Origin of the sequence: Neobacillus drentensis, from assembly GCF_036965645.1 — a bacterium.
GTDB lineage: Bacteria > Bacillota > Bacilli > Bacillales > Cytobacillaceae > Neobacillus > Neobacillus drentensis_D.
The window spans coordinates 96,910-113,661 of sequence record NZ_JBALPZ010000042.1 but is presented as its reverse complement, the minus strand read 5'-3'; the positions used below and the strand labels follow the sequence as shown (position 1 = coordinate 113,661).

Below are 16,752 nucleotides of genomic sequence, written 5' to 3'. Positions count from 1 at the left end.
AAGGAGAATGAACCGGAAATGGGAAGTTATAATTGGAATAGCTGGTGCTGCCCTTTGTTTAATCTTTTTAGGCGGGTTTTCATTGACGATTACTTCTATGGAGGAAAGTATTTTTGCGAAGACAGTTTTTCCGATTCTACAGGAAAGTGAATCTAAAGAGTATATATCAGAGAGCTTTGAAGCAGTGAAAGCACTAGCTATATGGTTTGGTATTACCCTGTTAATTGTGCTTCTACTAGTTGCTCTAGCTACTCTTCTGATTTGGCAAAATAGGTTTCCGAAAAGGGCAGCTTTGTTCTATACATTAGCTGGCATAGCCACTCTGATTGGTACCCAAATGCTGGCATTTCCATTAGCTTTTCTCTTTTTTTTAGCAGCCGTATTCTGTTTATTCAGAAAGTTAATAGAAAAAGAAGGAGGAGACTATGTTTCGAACGAAAATTGTCAATCCAATTTTACCAGGATTTAATCCTGATCCCAATATTTTGAGGGTTGGGGATACTTATTATATTGTTGTTTCTTCTTTTGAATGGCTGCCAGGAGTCCGCATTTATCAATCAAAGGATCTAGTAAATTGGGAACATGAAACCGATATTTTAACTAATGAAATAGATTTACGAGGAAATCCACAGAACGGCAGTATTTGGGCACCTCAAATAAGTTACTCAAAAGGACTTTTCTATCTGATCTATACAGATGTAAAAAGCACAAAGCGTCCATTTAAAGATTGCCATAATTATTTAATTACATCCCCAAGTATCAATGGTCCTTGGTCAAAGCCTGTTTATTTAAATAGCAGCGGTTTTGATCCGTCACTGTTTCATGATACAGATGGACGAAAGTGGCTGCTTAACGAAATATGGGATTATCGTATGACGACAGGCAATAAATCTGCTGGAATAGTCTTACAAGAATATGATGCCGAAAATCAAATTCTCGTTGGACCTGTTTATAAAATTTTTGATGGTACTGAACTAGGCAAAACTGAGGCTCCTCATATATACCATTATGGTGATTATTATTATTTACTCACCGCAGAGGGGGGAACAGGGAAAGGTCATGCGGTTACGGTTTGTCGTGCAAAAGAAATAACGGGTCCATATGAATTGGACCCAAAGTATCCTATCTTAACAGCAAGTGATAAACCAGACTCCCCATTGCAATGTTCAGGTCACGGCAGTATTGTCCAAACTCCCTTGGGCAACTGGTATATGGTTTATTTATGTACACGTCCATTACTTGGCAAAGCAGCCATTTTAGGTCGTGAAACCGCAATTCAAGAAGTTTACTGGGACGAAGATGGATGGCTGCGATTAGCCGGAGATGGGAATGGACCGCTTGTTGAAATAGATATCGTAACTGCAGAGCCAGTTATACAAAGGAATAATACTAACTTTAGAGATGATTTTATTTGTGTACTAGGCAAAGAGTGGAATACGGTTCGCATTTTAGCCGATGAATCTTGGTGCGATTTAATAAGTCGCCATGGATATTTACGATTATTCTCAGGTGATTCCATCCAATCCCTGTTTGATCATCACCTTCTGGCTATTCGTCAAAAAGATTTCCGGTTTAGGACGGTAACGAAAATGGACTATAACCCTACAACTTTTAATCAAATGGCGGGATTAATGTTGTATTTAAATGATTGTAATTATCTTTATGCGTACTTGACCCATGATGAGAAAAGGGGGCGTGTCATTAGACTAATGAAATGTAAAGACGGGGAATTTGAATTGTTTCCTTTAATTTTTCCAATAGATATTGGTGAAGTAGAGTTACAGGTCGTGGTAGACGGACCCACTGCTAATTTTTATTATCGTATGGGTGGAAAAACTGTTTGGCAACAAATCGGGGAACCTCAAGATGTATTATTCTTGTCTGGCGGTTTTACGGGTAACTTTGTAGGAATTGGCATTCATGATATGGACCGAAAAGCGGGTTCCTATGCCGATTTTGATTTTTTTGAATACCAAGGCCTTGACATGTTATAACATGAGAACTAAGGGAGAAAACAAATGGAACATAAAACTAACAACCGTGAAAAATTATATGGGATATTAGGAGACTTGCCTGAACGAAGCCGACCGATAACGGCAAAAAAAATAGACGAACTGAATAAAGGTGATTACACACTTGAAGTACTCTTACTAGATGTTGAGGGAAGCGGGTTCATTCCTGCTTATTTTGCTCGTCCTAAGAACCCAGCTGGGAAAATGCCTGTGGTGTTATTTAATCATTCTCATGGAGGAAACTATTCATTAGGGAAAACGGAACTGATTCAAAGCAGTGACTATCTTCAAAAATCATCGTACGCCCTGCAGTTAACTTCGATGGGATATGGTGTTTTATGCATTGATATGCTTGGATTTGGTGAAAGAAGAGGAAAAACTGAAAGTGAAATTTTTAAAGAATTGCTTTGGAAGGGGCAAGTAATGTGGGGCAGGATGATTTATGATAACATCCGTGCTTTAGATTATGTAACGGCTAGGGACGATGTTGATTCATCAAGGATCGCTGCCCTCGGAATGTCAATGGGAGGATTAATGGCATGGTGGCTGTCTGCTCTTGATGAAAGAGTAAAAGTATGTATTGATATTGCAGCCCAAGTGGATGCAGAAACATTAGTTGCTAATCGCGGTCTAGATCATCATGGTTTTTACTCGTACGTTCCAAGCCTATTAAAATATTTTCGTACCTCTGATATCCAAAGATTAATAGTCCCGCGCCATCATCTTAGTGTCGTTGGGAATGAAGATAAACTAACACCGTTTGAGGGACTTGGCATCATTGACGGAGAATTAAAGGCTGAATACGAAAAAATCGGTGTACCGGAACATTGGAAGATGGTCCGGTATGAATGCGGCCATATTGAAACAGCAGGAATGAGAGAGGAAGTCTGCTCGTTCTTACTAAATAATTTATAGGGTGATACTATGATAGTCGCACAAGATGGAAGTGGCCACTTTAAAACGATTCAAGAAGCAATAAATCAAATCCCAAAAGATAATAAGAATCGATTCGAAATTTTTTTAAAGGATGGAGTATACAAAGAAAAACTAACCATTGATAAACGGTTTGTTTCCCTGCTCGGATCACACAAAGATAACGTAAAAATAACCTTTGATGATTATGCCAGAAAGCTGCAGAGCAATGGAGAAAAGATAGGGACCTTTGGATCATATAGCACGATTATTACCGGAGATGGCTTCTTGGCAAAAAATATTACTTTTGAAAATAGTGCAGGACCTGGACCGATTGTCGGGCAAGCAGTAGCCGTCTATGTTGATGCAGATCAAATCCAGTTTCAGGACTGCTCTTTTTTGGGAAAACAGGACACTCTATTTACTGCCCCGCTACCGCCAAAGCCCATAGAAGGAGACCGCTTTGGCGGTCCTCGGGATGGTATGGAGAAGAAGGCAGGTAGAAGTTATTTTCGCGACTGTTATATAGAGGGGGAGGTCGATTTTATTTTCGGATCTGCTACATCTGTTTTTCAACACTGTGAGATTCATAGTTTAGATTTATCAAAGAAAGTCAACGGATATATAACAGCCGCTTCGACGCCGATTGATCAAAAGTTCGGGTATGTCTTTTTCAATTGCAAATTAACAAGTCATGCGGCTCCACAAACCGTTTACTTGGGCCGGCCGTGGCGAGACTATGCAAAAACCGTGTTCCTCAACTGCTGGATGGGTGAGCATATCAAGAAAGAAGGCTGGCATAACTGGGAGAAACACCATGCTGAAAAAACTGCTTTTTATGCTGAGTACAATAGCCGTGGCCCAGGAGGTTGTATGGAGGAGCGAGTACCATGGGCAAAAATTCTGTCGGATGAAGAAGCAAAAGAATATACCTTGGAAAATATCTATGGGGCTAATGAATGCTGGATTTAATGTAAAAGGAGGAAGAGTTTTGATTGGAAGAGAGTTTCCCGCAGAGTTTATAAAATATGTTGATGAGAAGATAGGTAATCCAGTATGGCAGCTCACAGCCGATGGCTCGAATAACTATCATTTTTATTTTACCGATAATTCTTTCACCCTTGGTGACGAGGAAATCTATTTTCTTTCGGACCGTTCATCAGCAGTACCCAAAAAATATAATCTATTTAAAATGGATTTAAATTCAGGACGAATCATTCAATTGACAGATGAAAAAGAAGGGATTAATGCAGGACAGCATACAAAAACACCTGATAGCGAAATTGTTGTATATGGGACGGGTAAAGTGATAAAAAAATTAAATACGAGAACATTGGAAAGTACCGTTGTTTATGAGGAGGAGGAAAATATCCGTTTGGGTCAACCACACATATCCCCGGATAAAAAATATATCGGTTTTGCAAGAAACGAACGAGTTCCCATCCATTACGGGGCAAATTATAAGGGATTTAAAGAAACCATGTATGCTACAAAAAAGGGGTGGATTACCCTAGTCAGCATGGACGGTTCAAAAGTCATGGATGTGTTTGAAGATACTCATTGGCTCGGTCATTTTCAGTTTTCGCCAATTGATAGCACAATAGCTATGTTTTGTCATGAAGGACCATGGAATCTTGTTCACCAAAGAATCTGGCTGCTTGATTTAACAAGCAGAAGTGTCCAACCCGTTTTTAGGCAAGGGGAGGATGACTGTGTAGGGCATGAATTCTGGACAACGAACGGGAAAATCTTTTTTGATAATCGCCGTAAAGGTCACGATGGAACCATTACGGTGGATAAAACACAGGCCACAATCAAGGAAGAGGCAACAGATCAAGTACCGTTTATTGGCCTAGCCGACCATGAAGGAACAATCCTTCGAACAATTGATTTGCCTTATTATTGTAATCACTATCACAGTAATAAGGAATGTACCTTGATTGTTGGAGATGAAGTAGAAGATCTTGTATTGATCGACATTTCGGGCAGGGAAGCTTCTGTTGAGAGGCTTTGCACACACCATACGAGCTGGGCCACACACCAGACGCACTGTCATCCAACTTTTAGCTGGGATAATAAAAAAATCCTGTTCACTTCAGACAGAGAGGGTACCACCAATCTTTATTTGGTTAATATACCAGATCCAATTAGTGAATGAAGAAATAGGTGGCTGAAGTGGGAACACAAAGGGATATTTGTCTAGAAAATCACCTCAAGATGCTTTTGGCTGACTTACTCTTAAAAATTGGAGGTTAATTTATGATAGTTAAAGGTCATACAATTGAGATTGTACCAGCAGACAAAGGGGCTGGCCGAAAGCTTTTGGCCCGGGGCGGCAAGCTGATGATGACTGAGGTCACGTTTCAAAAGGATGCGATAGGTGAGATCCATTCCCATAACCATGAACAAATCAGTTATATCGTACAAGGAAGTTTTGAGTTCACTTTGGATGGAGTAACGGAGCGGGTCGAAAAAGGTGACAGCATATACATACCAGCTAACACATTACACGGCGTAAAGGCCCTTGAAAATGAATCCATTATTTTAGATATTTTTACACCGCAACGCGAAGATTACCTTTAGAAAATTTAATTTATTGGAGGTACATTCATGAGTATTTCAAAAACTACAACTGTTACTGCTGAGATTGCTTTAGAAATGGCGGAAAAAGCAGCAAGAACATTAATGAGAACCTTTACACCTGATAAATTGCCGCCTGCAAATGTTTGGCATTACCATCAGGGAGTGTACCTTTACGGGGTACAGCGAGTTTGGGAAAAGACCAAAAACCAGGAATACTTTGCATATCTAAAAAGCTATATTGATAATCTTACAGATGAAGATGGGAATTTTCTATTTGAACGCGACCAGCTTGATTCGATTCAGGTGGGAATCCTATTGTTTCCATTGCTGAATGCAACAAAGGACCAGCGCTATAAGAAAGCAGCGGACAAACTAAGGAATCTATTCCTTACCCTGAATAAAACAAAGGAAGGCGGCTTTTGGCATAAAGACAAATATCCTTATCAAATGTGGCTTGATGGTTTGTTTATGGCTGGCCCATTTTCCCTTATGTACCAGCAGGCCTTTAACGAGCAAGGGCTGGATGAAATGGTTTTATATCAAGAACAGCTCATGCGTAAAAACATGAAAGATGAAAAAACTGGCTTGCTATTTCATGCTTATGACGAAAGTAGAAAAATGCCTTGGGCAAATGCTGAAACGGGCTGTTCACCGGAGTTTTGGGGACGTTCTGTCGGCTGGTACGGTACGGCCTTGATCGATATTCTTGAACTTCTTCCTAAAGAGCATAAAGGGAGAGGCGTACTAATCGAATCCCTACAGAGTTTAATAAAGGGTTTAGTGAGATTTCAGGAAAAAAATACGGGATTATGGTATCAAATCGTCGACAAAGGCAGTCAAGAGGATAACTGGTTAGAATCCTCCTGCTCCAGCCTATTTATTTACACCATCGCAAGGGCTGTAGAGGCAGGTTATGTCGGCCGGGAATATCTCGAAGCCGCCGTTAAAGGCTATCAGGGGTTATTGGAAGAAATGATTGAAGTTACCGGAGATTCATTAATTATGAGAGGGATTTGTATTGGAACCTCAGCTGGTGTGTATGACTATTATGCTGCCCGCCCTGTTTCCGAAAATGACCTGCACGGTGTAGGGGCGTTTATCTTAGCCAGTATGGCACTAGTCAATTTGCTGGACTTAAAATAATAACTACCTAGAGCCCATAATGGAATTTATGGGCTTTAGGTAGTTACTCCTACCTTCTATTTATAAAGTTAAAATAAGCATATGTTGGAGTAATTCATGGTAAAATTAACTATCCGAAAAATGGAGAAAGTAAAAGATTGGAGGGAGCAAAAACGGAGAATTCACCGGAAAATTATGGTTTTACCAAAATTATGATTTTCTTTATTCCATTAGCCATTTCCGCCAGCTTGACAGCAGTCTCTCATGTCATCATAAATGGAACGTTGAGCAGAGCCCACCATGCGGAAATGATCATTGCCAATTATGCCATTGCCTTATCTCTTTTCAGCATTTTGGAAAGACCCGCAATTGTTTTCAGACAAACGACTTCGGCCTTAGCAAAGGGGAGTACAGCATTTTTTAATATCGCTGCCTTCTTTGTAAAGATATCTTTTTTCATTTCTGCCTTATGTGCTTTGATTGGTTTTTCAAAGCTTGGGGATTGGGTGTTTATTTATGGGTTTCATGCGGATGCCGATTCATCGACTTCTTTAAAGGTAACCTTTCTTGTCCTTGCAGTGGTGATTCTTTTTTCAGGACTGCGCGGATTGTACCAAGGAGTGATCATTAACCAATTAGAGACGAAATGGGTAACACTTGGCGTAATCATTAGACTTATGGGTATGTTTGGTCTTGCCATTTGCTTTATCCACTTTGGCATAGCCAATACAAGTGTGGCAGGAGCTATTATCTTTTTGGCTGGAATGGCGATTGAATGTTTGGTCAGTGTCTGGCGCGGTCAAACAATTGTCCGAGGAAACTGTAAGTCTGGAAACCCTTTAAAACAAAAGGAGATTAGCTCCTTCTATTTTCCCTTGGTTTTTTACATGTCGTTTCAGACGATCTTAATTCCGATTATCTATTCGTTCCTAGGTCAGATTCAAGATGTTCACCTCGGTATTGCATCATTTGCCTTGGCCTTTAGTATTACCAATTTAGTAATTAGCTTTTTTATGTACACCCATCAAGTTGTCCTGCAGTTTTACAAACATAATAAACCAGCTGTAATCAAATGTGTAATTGTCTTTAGTATTGTCCCTTCACTTTTCCTTGGTGCCCTTTGTTTCACTGCGGCAGGGCCTTGGTTTATGACTAAGGTGATGGGGGCTGACACAAGACTTGCAGCTGAAAGTCTGAACGTTTTAAAGTTTTGTTTAATCAAGACAGCTGTCTTTCCATGGGTGGATTATTTTGGCGGAATTCTTATGCTTCAGAAAAGCACAAAATCTCTTCTAAAACCACAAATTTGCAACGTGGCAGCTGTCATTCTAGTGATAATCCCAGTGGTCTACTTACATCCTGAATTAAATGGAAAAGCAGGGGCAATTGCGGCGTCAGTCGGCGAATTAATCGGATTGGCTGCTGTATTCCTGGTTGTTTCACAAAGACAGAAGTATGAGCTGGAAAAACAAAAGGCGGTATAATTTATCTATATAATGTTAACGTTAACAAAAAATGTTTACTAGTTTCATATATTCTGATAGACTAAACTTATTATAAAATGTTAACGTTAACAAATTTTGCACAAAGGATGGGTTGATTATGGAAAAGTTTATGGGGACTAATTTTTTATTGAAAAATGAAACAGCTGTCTCGTTGTATCATGATTTTGCAAAGGAAATGCCAATCATAGATTACCATTGTCATTTAAGTCCAAAGGAAATCTACGAAAATAAAAAATTTAAAAATATTACGGAGGCATGGCTTTACGGAGACCATTATAAGTGGAGAGTCATGCGGGCAAATGGCATCTCCGAGGAGTACATAACCGGAAGTGCGTGCGATTATGAGAAATTTCTCGCATGGGCAAGAACCATTCCTATGACCATCGGCAATCCATTATATAATTGGACTCATTTAGAATTACAAAGATTTTTTGGTGTTTATGATGTCTTAAACGAGGAAAGTGCACCAGCCATATGGGAGAAAGTTAATGATTTACTGAACGGGGAAGGCTTTAGTGTTCGAGATTTAATCGTCAAGTCAAATGTAAGGGTTATTTGTACAACGGATGATCCGGTGGATAGTTTGGAATTCCACACTTTATTAAAAGGGGAAAAGGACTTTCCGGTTAGTGTAGTTCCAGGCTTTAGACCAGATAAAGGTCTTGAGATAAACCTTGAAGGGTTCCCGGAATGGGTCGAAAAGCTTGAGCATGCCTCTGATATCGAAATTAATAATTATGAAGACTACCTTGCAGCACTTGAATCCCGTGTCCAGTTCTTCCATAGTGCAGGAGGTACGGTTTCTGATCATGCCCTGGATTCAGTTGTGTATGAAGAAGCCTCGTTTGAAGAGGTTGCTCAAATTTTTTCAAATCGATTAACAGGAAATACTGTTACGTTAGCAGAGGAGAGAAAGTTTAAGACTTACACGCTAATATTTCTTGGAAAACTATACGCGGACCTTGACTGGGCAATGCAATTCCACATCAATGCTCATCGAAATAATAATACGAAAATGTTTAACAAGCTGGGGCCAGATACAGGATACGACAGCATGAATGACGATCAAATAGCCAAACCGTTAGTTAAGATTCTTGACTCTTTGGAACAGGATGACAAGCTTCCGAAGACAATTCTTTATTCGTTGAATCCGAATGATAACTATGTGATTGCTAGCATAATCAACAGTTTTCAAGATGGAAAAACTCCTGGAAAAATCCAATTTGGAACTGCTTGGTGGTTTAATGATACAAAAGACGGTATGCTGGCTCAAATGAAAGCTTTATCTAATGTTGGTCTTTTCAGCAGGTTTATCGGCATGCTTACAGATTCCAGAAGCTTTTTATCCTATACAAGACATGAATATTTTCGCAGGCTGGTCTGTAACTTGATTGGAGAATGGGTAGAGGATGGAGAAGTGCCTTATGATCTAAAATTGCTTGGTAAGATTGTTCAGGGAATCTCCTATTATAACGCCAAAGAATATTTTAATTTTACGGAAGTAACAACAGCTGATCGCCTTCCTTTAAATTAATATTATTGAACATAATGGTTGAAGCCGAAGAGCAAAAAAAACAGGTAAGCTTCAACCATTATGTATTAAACATGTAGCACTCCCCTTGTAGAGTCAGGGGTTGCAAAACATTGTTCACGTGTGCATTAATACTTTTATAGTTTAACAGGGGTGGGAATATGCAAAGATTAAATCGAAGGACTTATAAAGATTATAATACCTATCCAGAAAAAATCCTCCAATTTGGGGAAGGGAACTTTTTAAGAGGTTTTGTGGACTGGCAGGTCCAGGTTTTAAATGAGAAAACGGACTTTAACGGCAGCGTCGTTGTTGTTCAGCCAAGGGGTTCTGAAAAGATTGAAAGGTTAAATAATCAAGATGGCCTATTCACCCTTTATTTACAGGGACTCAAAGGTGGAAAACCTGTCAATGAACATATGGTAATTGATTCTATAAGCAGAGGAATAAACCTTAAAACGGATTATCAGGAATATTTAAAACTTGCGGCAAGTGATGAACTTCGTTTTATCATTAGCAACACTACAGAGGCCGGGATTGCTTTTAATCCTGAGGATAAGTTAGAGGACCGGCCACAGAGGAGTTTTCCAGGAAAATTAGCAGCCTTTTTATATCACCGTTTTCTGGCATTTGATGGAGATGTAAATCGCGGTTGTATTTTGATTCCCTGCGAATTGATTGAAAATAATGGCGGAAAGCTGAAAGAAGTTGTCCTAAAGTATGCTAGTCACTGGAATTTAGACAGTGAATTTACTGCTTGGGTCCATCAGGCTAATACCTTTTGTTCAAGCTTGGTTGATCGAATTGTCCCTGGTTTCCCAACGGACTCAATTGAGGAAAAAACGGCTGAAATTGGGTTTCAGGATGAATTGATGGTAGTTGGAGAACAGTATCATCTTTGGGCAATAGAGGGTCCGCAATCTTTAAAACAGGAACTCCCTGTTGCCGGAACGGGTTTAAACACTGTAATCGTTAACGACTTAACTCCATTTCGCACTCGAAAAGTGAGAATTCTCAACGGTGCTCATACGGCGATGACCCCAATGGCCTATTTAGCCGGCTTGGAAACGGTTGAAGAGGCAGTGAAGGATGCTGAGTTCGGTCTTTTTATAAGAAAAATGATTACAGAAGAGATTGTCCCGACGCTTGAGGGAGATTTGGAAGATCTTTCGTTGTATGCAAGTGACGTACTTAACCGCTTTGCCAATCCATTTATTAAGCATTATTTAATGAGTATTTCTTTAAATTCGATTTCAAAATTTAAGACAAGAAATTTACCGGCTTTGCTTGATTATGTGGAGAAAAATGAGTCACTGCCAAAACGGATGATCTTTTCTTTAAGCAGTTTAATTTATTTTTATCGCGGCAAGCGGGAAGAGGAACCGATTCAATTGCAGGACCAACCTGAAATATTGGAATTTTTCCAAGCAATTTGGCGGCAATATGAGGATAATCTAGTAGAAGTGAAGGAACTAGCAGAAAAAGTTTTAGGTGAACAAACACTTTGGGAAATGGACCTGACTTCAATTCCGGGTTTGGTGGATGCTGTGTCCGCTAACCTTCATCAAATGGAACAAAAGGGAGTTAGAAATACACTTAAAGAACTTTATGGAACATCGATTAGGTAAGGTGGGGTATAGTTGAAAGATTTCCTGCAAATCCATGAGAAAGATAATATTATTCTTGCATTGAAAAATTTAAAGAAAAATGATCAGCTGAATGTCAACGGGACCATCGTTCAATTAAGGGAAGATGTATACCGGGGACATAAAGTCGCGATACGTGATATCCAGCAAGACGAGAATATTGTCAAATACGGTTATCCCATTGGTCACGCTGTCACACCGATCTATTCTGGCGAGCTTGTCCATACCCATAATACGAAAACCAATTTGTCTGGTACAGAGGAATACCAATACAATCCCATTAAAACTGAAGTTTCTTATACCTTTGAGGAACGGACTTTTAAGGGATACCGCCGGGAAAATGGAGAAGTTGGGATTCGTAATGAGTTGTGGATTGTCCCGACCGTTGGCTGTGTAAACGGTATTGCTGAAAAAATTATCAAACGTTTCGAAAAGCATGTAGGTGATATCAGCCCATTCGATAATGTTCTTGTTCTAAAACATAGTTATGGCTGCTCTCAATTAGGTGATGACCATGAAAATACGAAACAGATTCTCTTAAATGCTGTGAATCATCCGAATGCAGGGGGTGTCCTGGTCCTAGGTTTAGGATGCGAAAACAATGAGCTGCAAGAATTTAAAAGGGCTCTTGGGGAAGTAAATGAGGATAGGATTAAATTTCTCGTCTCCCAAGAAGTTACCAATGAAATTGAAGCAGGCTTCAAGCTAGTCATGGAAATCTATGAAAATGCTAAAGAAGATAAAAGGGAGGATATTCATTTAACCGAATTGAAAATTGGTTTAAAATGTGGTGGATCAGATGGATTTTCCGGCATTACGGCCAATCCTCTTTTGGGAAGATTCTCTGATTATTTAATTGCCCAAGGAGGGACGACTGTCCTGACCGAAGTTCCGGAAATGTTTGGGGCTGAAACCATCTTAATGGAGCGTGCTGCAAATGAAGAGGTGTTTCATAAAGTAGTGGATTTGATTAATGATTTTAAGGGTTATTTCCTGAAGCATGATCAGCCTGTTTATGAAAACCCTTCACCGGGTAACAAGGCAGGAGGAATTACCACTCTTGAGGACAAATCACTTGGCTGTACACAGAAGGCTGGGTCTTCAACTGTGGTGGATGTCTTAAAATATGGTGAGGTACTTAAGACAAAAGGTTTAAATCTTCTTAGTGCACCGGGAAATGACTTGATCGCTTCGACCGCACTTGCTGCGGCGGGCTGTCATATGGTGTTGTTTACAACGGGGCGTGGGACACCGTTTGGTACCTTTGTACCGACAATGAAGATTTCTACCAATACCCAAATCTTTGAAACAAAGCCTCATTGGATTGATTTTAATGCCGGAATCTTACTTGAAGATGAAGTTTCGCCGGAACAAGTGTTAAAGGATTTCGTTCAATATATAATTGAAGTGGCAAGTGGGAAGTTCGTCAATAATGAAATGAACGACTTTAGAGAAATTTCTATTTTTAAAAGCGGCGTAACATTATAGATTAGAATTATTCCTTGCATGGGAAATCCTGCCGGGATTCTTCTCATGTATTTCTATTATTATATAAAGAGGTGATCAAGATGCCTAAAGTAATCATGACATTTCCGGAAGGGAAGAACAAAGTAGTAACGATGAGCTATGACGATGGTACATCAGCAGATAGAAAACTTGTCGAAATCTTTAATCGTTATGCGATAAAGGGAACCTTTCATTTGAATTCTGGATTATTCGGGACAGGGGGACGTATTCCGAGAGAGGAAGTGTCACGACTTTATCAAGGACATGAAGTATCTACTCATACAGTCACCCATCCGACGATTTCCAGGTCGCCAAGAGAGCAATTAATTGAAGAAATTATGGATGATCGTAAAAACTTAGAAAAGATTGTAGGTTATACTGTTAGGGGATTATCCTATCCAAATGGCTCATACAACCGTTTTATTAAAGAGATGCTTCCATTCTTAGGAATTGAGTACGCCAGGACGGTCCACAGTACAGGCAATTTTTCGATACCGGATGATTTTAATGAATGGAATCCAACTTGTCACCATAATCAGAATTTACTAAAACTAGCTGAGGATTTTGTCAAGCTCCATAAAAAACAATATTTGTATATGATGTATGTATGGGGGCATAGCTATGAATTTGAACAAGATCATAACTGGGATTTAATCGAGAACTATTGTGAGTATATCGGTAAACGAGACGATATCTGGTATGCAACAAATCTCGAGATTGTCGACTATATGAAGGCATTTCAAAACCTAAAATTCTCTGCGAACAGTCATTTTGTCTTTAATCCTTCGGCTATGTCTATTTGGTTAAGTGTCGATGAACAAATCGTCGAGGTAAAAGCAGGAGAACAAATAAATCTAGTGAAAAACTAGTTATTTTGAAACCAGTCGAGCCTTCGACTGGTTTCTTTTAAAAAATAACGCCATAAATTGGGCTTTTACATCGAACTACGAATTGGCATTGTTAGTTTCATTTTTTAATTCTTCTTTGGCAATTTGCTCCATACTATTACCACCGTAATCTGGAACATTACCAGCGTGCTCACGGTGGTATTCAGTACCAGATCCTTGAGGACTGTTAGTTGAATTCTGATTTTTATTATTTTGTGCAGCCATACCATTCACCTCCTGATAATCTTTTTATCATGATGACTTTCAGCAGTCGTGATGTTTATTAAGATGAAGCGGTGGTGGGATCAGCCAGCCCTTTTCTTTAGTTAGTCGTAAAATCTTTGCACCAAGTGCTGCTTTTTGGGTATGGAATTGTCCATACATCATGGCAACATCTTCTCTTATAGACATTCCAATGAGTTGACTGCAAGCGACTAAACCGGCAGCCGTGTCTGCTGCAAGGGTAGCTGCAATAGCCGGATCCGGGATTCTGGCACCAATAGGAATGTCTTCTAAACAAGCTTCAGGTGGGTCAGGCAGTACTGGTGGAAGACCAACGCCATTTTCTTTCAAAATTTCCTCAATCTGCTTTTTTTGCTGTTCACCTGTCTCGATTGCTTCAATAAGTATCTTTTTTAAATCCTCATCACCAGCATGATTCAACATTGCTTTATAACCAGAAATCATATTGTTTCCGGCTAACTGTGAAGCCCAAATGCCAAATACCTCACCATAATGTAATGGTTCGTCTTTTGGATTCCCACTTAATATTCCCATCGTTACCCTCCTTAAGGTGTTAGAAAAGTTGTTCAGGACTAGTGCCTCCTTCCTTGAAGTGCACAGAGATAGTTTTCCTACGCACTTCAGAATTCATTCTCTTAAGCAATAGTTTCTATTTTGCTAAAAGCAACATTTTAAATTTTGTTCATGGATTGTTCATATTTACCTGTTAAGATAGATGTTAGTGAATTTGGGTTCAATCTTCTATTTAAATGTCAAATTTTTTTTGTGATAATAATGCACTATGAGGTGATGAGAAATTATGAATAAAATACTAAACAAGGGTCAAAGTATTTTAAATAAATATGTTGGCTTTTTATTTTTGTCTGTTCTCTTATTATGGTTAAAAACTTATATAGTCCAATTAACGCAATTTCAATTGGGTATAGAAAATACATTGCAAAAATTTCTCTTGTTTTTTAATCCTTTAGGTTCTTCCTTGATTTTCCTAGGAATATCCGCCTTTTTTAAAGGAAGAAAAAAATATATTTCCATGATGGTTATTTATTTTTTATTATCTTTTCTATTATTTGCGAATGTGGTTTTTTACCGATTCTTTAACGACTTTATCACACTGCCTACACTGACACAGACTCAAAACTTTGGGGACGTGAGTGCAAGTGTATTTACATTATTAAAACCCTATGACTTACTTTTCTTTCTGGACTTTCTTGTTTTAATAGCTTTACTTGCTTTCCGGATTGTTAAGATAGAAGTAATAGATATAAAGCGTAGAAAGATTTCAGTATTATACTCTTTAGCACTGATGATTTCATGCGTGAATTTATCGCTGGCGGAAATGGATCGTCCACAATTGTTAACAAGAGGATTTGACCGAAATTATATTGTGAAATATCTAGGAATGTATAATTACACGATCTATGATGCAGTTAAGAGCACACATGCATCCGCACAAAGAGTAATGGCTAGTAGTGATGATATTACGGAAGTGATTAACTACACAAAGTCTAACTACGCTGAACCAAACCCGGCTTCCTTTGCTAAAGGTAAGGGGATGAATGTGATTTACCTGCACCTTGAATCCTTCCAAAACTTTTTGATCAATTATAAGTTAAATGGGGAAGAGGTTACACCGTTCTTAAACTCATTGATAAAAGACCAAAATACAATGTATTTTGATAACTTTTTTCATCAAACAGGGCAGGGAAAAACATCTGATGCAGAATTTATGCTTGAGAATTCTTTGTTTGGCTTACCAGAGGGATCTGTTTTTACAACGAAGGGGTTAAACACATTTCAAGCTGCACCTGCTATTTTAGGGCAGAACGGCTATACTTCAGCTGTTTTCCATGGGAATTCCGGAAGTTTCTGGAATCGAAATGAAATTTACAAATCGTTTGGTTTTGACAAGTTCTATGATGCCAATTATTATCAGATTAATTCCTCTGATGAGGCAGAATATGGTTTAATGGATAAACCATTCTATCAGCAATCCATCCCACTATTGGAATCATTGCCGCAGCCGTTCTATACCAAATTTATTACGGTTGCCAATCACTATCCGTATGCGATGAATCAAAAAGATACAACCATCGCACCTGCTACAACAGGTGATAAGTCTGTGGATGGATATTTTCAAACGGCACGTTATGCTGACGAAGCATTAAGACAATTTTTTGACTACCTTAAGAAGTCTGGTCTATATAACAATTCCATTATTATTATGTACGGTGACCATTATGGTATCTCTGAAAATCATAATAAAGCGATGGCACAAATACTTGGTAAAGAAATTACCCCTTTTGAAAGTGCTGGATTACAACGTGTACCATTATTTATCCGTGTTCCAGGCATGCAAGGTGGGGTAAACCATGAGTATGGCGGTCAAGTTGACCTTCTTCCAACTGTTCTTCACCTATTAGGAGTTGATACAAAAGATTATGTTCAATTTGGTACGGATTTACTGTCTAAACAGCATGATAGTTTAGTGGCATTCCGAAATGGTGATTATGTAAGCCCAACGATTACCTCGGTTGATGGTAAATATTATGATTCAACTACTGGGCTTAAGCTAGAATCGAATAAACTGGCCGAAGCAAAAAAATATAAAGACATGGTCCAGGAAAAACTTACTTTTTCAGATAAAGTAGTTAATGGCGATTTATTACGTTTTTATACACCAAAAAACTTTACTCCTGTTGACCGAACTAAGTATGATTATAATTCTGCTCACAAGAATACTAATGAAAAAACAACTGATAGCAAATAGCAATTGGAAGGCTGCCGATTTAAGGCAGTCTTTTTTTG

At 38.9% G+C, this 16,752-nt stretch carries 15 protein-coding genes; 13 read left to right on the top strand and 2 right to left on the bottom strand.

Features of this window, described 5'->3' with window-relative positions:
- Window positions 1-7 precede the first annotated feature (7 nt).
- From V7266_RS08620 to V7266_RS08565, 12 genes are all read left to right on the top strand, one after another.
- Window positions 8-469, top strand: coding sequence for a hypothetical protein (locus V7266_RS08620; protein WP_335467478.1), 462 nt, complete (start codon window positions 8-10; stop codon window positions 467-469).
- Window positions 426-1,994 (top strand): glycoside hydrolase family 43 protein, encoded by a 1,569-nt coding sequence (locus tag V7266_RS08615; RefSeq protein ID WP_335467477.1) that lies wholly within the window; start codon window positions 426-428, stop codon window positions 1,992-1,994. Before V7266_RS08620 ends, V7266_RS08615 begins: the two co-directional genes overlap by 44 nt.
- Window positions 1,995-2,018: 24 nt before the next feature.
- Window positions 2,019-2,927 carry a dienelactone hydrolase family protein gene (locus V7266_RS08610; protein WP_335467476.1) on the top strand — a complete coding sequence of 303 codons (909 nt, stop codon included), beginning with the start codon at window positions 2,019-2,021 and terminating at the stop codon, window positions 2,925-2,927.
- Window positions 2,928-2,936: 9 nt separating this feature from the next.
- Window positions 2,937-3,896: a pectinesterase family protein gene (locus tag V7266_RS08605; RefSeq protein ID WP_335467475.1), complete on the top strand. Its 960-nt coding sequence runs from the start codon at window positions 2,937-2,939 to the stop codon at window positions 3,894-3,896.
- Window positions 3,897-3,915: 19 nt separating this feature from the next.
- On the top strand, window positions 3,916-5,082 hold the full coding sequence (locus V7266_RS08600) for an oligogalacturonate lyase family protein (RefSeq protein WP_335467474.1): 1,167 nt from the start codon (window positions 3,916-3,918) through the stop codon (window positions 5,080-5,082).
- 101 nt (window positions 5,083-5,183) lie between these two features.
- Window positions 5,184-5,507, top strand: coding sequence for a cupin domain-containing protein (locus V7266_RS08595; RefSeq protein WP_335467473.1), 324 nt, complete (start codon window positions 5,184-5,186; stop codon window positions 5,505-5,507).
- Between the two features lie 27 nt (window positions 5,508-5,534).
- Window positions 5,535-6,650, top strand: a complete 1,116-nt coding sequence (locus V7266_RS08590) for a glycoside hydrolase family 88/105 protein (protein ID WP_335467472.1) — start codon at window positions 5,535-5,537, stop codon at window positions 6,648-6,650.
- 137 nt (window positions 6,651-6,787) lie between these two features.
- Complete coding sequence (locus tag V7266_RS08585; protein ID WP_335467471.1) at window positions 6,788-8,113, top strand: multi antimicrobial extrusion protein MatE; 1,326 nt, start codon at window positions 6,788-6,790, stop codon at window positions 8,111-8,113.
- A 118-nt stretch (window positions 8,114-8,231) separates the two neighbouring features.
- A complete protein-coding gene (uxaC, locus tag V7266_RS08580; protein ID WP_335467470.1) occupies window positions 8,232-9,668 on the top strand; it encodes a glucuronate isomerase in 1,437 nt (478 codons plus the stop codon).
- A 158-nt stretch (window positions 9,669-9,826) separates the two neighbouring features.
- Window positions 9,827-11,293: a tagaturonate reductase gene (locus V7266_RS08575; protein ID WP_335467469.1), complete on the top strand. Its 1,467-nt coding sequence runs from the start codon at window positions 9,827-9,829 to the stop codon at window positions 11,291-11,293.
- 12 nt (window positions 11,294-11,305) lie between these two features.
- On the top strand, window positions 11,306-12,799 hold the full coding sequence (locus V7266_RS08570; protein ID WP_335467468.1) for a UxaA family hydrolase: 1,494 nt from the start codon (window positions 11,306-11,308) through the stop codon (window positions 12,797-12,799).
- A gap of 80 nt (window positions 12,800-12,879) precedes the next feature.
- Window positions 12,880-13,686 carry a polysaccharide deacetylase family protein gene (locus V7266_RS08565; protein ID WP_335467467.1) on the top strand — a complete coding sequence of 269 codons (807 nt, stop codon included), beginning with the start codon at window positions 12,880-12,882 and terminating at the stop codon, window positions 13,684-13,686.
- A 75-nt stretch (window positions 13,687-13,761) separates the two neighbouring features.
- On the opposite strand, the gene V7266_RS08560 is transcribed toward V7266_RS08565, so the two are convergent.
- Together V7266_RS08560 and V7266_RS08555 are read right to left on the bottom strand one after the other, a co-directional pair.
- On the bottom strand, window positions 13,762-13,929 hold the full coding sequence (locus V7266_RS08560) for a hypothetical protein (RefSeq protein WP_335467466.1): 168 nt from the start codon (window positions 13,927-13,929) through the stop codon (window positions 13,762-13,764).
- A 39-nt stretch (window positions 13,930-13,968) separates the two neighbouring features.
- Window positions 13,969-14,481, bottom strand: coding sequence for a DUF3231 family protein (locus V7266_RS08555; RefSeq protein WP_335467465.1), 513 nt, complete (start codon window positions 14,479-14,481; stop codon window positions 13,969-13,971).
- Between the two features lie 265 nt (window positions 14,482-14,746).
- Between V7266_RS08555 and V7266_RS08550 the strand changes: the two genes are divergently transcribed.
- Window positions 14,747-16,714: an LTA synthase family protein gene (locus tag V7266_RS08550; protein ID WP_335467464.1), complete on the top strand. Its 1,968-nt coding sequence runs from the start codon at window positions 14,747-14,749 to the stop codon at window positions 16,712-16,714.
- Window positions 16,715-16,752: the final 38 nt, after the last annotated feature.

Coding starts and splice junctions, on each gene's coding strand:
- V7266_RS08610 (WP_335467476.1), top strand. CDS start 2,019: ATGGAACATAAAACTAACAACCGTGAAAAATTATATGGGATATTAGGA.
- V7266_RS08555 (WP_335467465.1), bottom strand. CDS start 14,481: ATGGGAATATTAAGTGGGAATCCAAAAGACGAACCATTACATTATGGT.
- V7266_RS08620 (WP_335467478.1), top strand. CDS start 8: ATGAACCGGAAATGGGAAGTTATAATTGGAATAGCTGGTGCTGCCCTT.
- V7266_RS08575 (WP_335467469.1), top strand. CDS start 9,827: ATGCAAAGATTAAATCGAAGGACTTATAAAGATTATAATACCTATCCA.
- V7266_RS08595 (WP_335467473.1), top strand. CDS start 5,184: ATGATAGTTAAAGGTCATACAATTGAGATTGTACCAGCAGACAAAGGG.
- uxaC (WP_335467470.1), top strand. CDS start 8,232: ATGGAAAAGTTTATGGGGACTAATTTTTTATTGAAAAATGAAACAGCT.
- V7266_RS08605 (WP_335467475.1), top strand. CDS start 2,937: ATGATAGTCGCACAAGATGGAAGTGGCCACTTTAAAACGATTCAAGAA.
- V7266_RS08550 (WP_335467464.1), top strand. CDS start 14,747: ATGAATAAAATACTAAACAAGGGTCAAAGTATTTTAAATAAATATGTT.
- V7266_RS08560 (WP_335467466.1), bottom strand. CDS start 13,929: ATGGCTGCACAAAATAATAAAAATCAGAATTCAACTAACAGTCCTCAA.
- V7266_RS08590 (WP_335467472.1), top strand. CDS start 5,535: ATGAGTATTTCAAAAACTACAACTGTTACTGCTGAGATTGCTTTAGAA.
- V7266_RS08615 (WP_335467477.1), top strand. CDS start 426: ATGTTTCGAACGAAAATTGTCAATCCAATTTTACCAGGATTTAATCCT.
- V7266_RS08565 (WP_335467467.1), top strand. CDS start 12,880: ATGCCTAAAGTAATCATGACATTTCCGGAAGGGAAGAACAAAGTAGTA.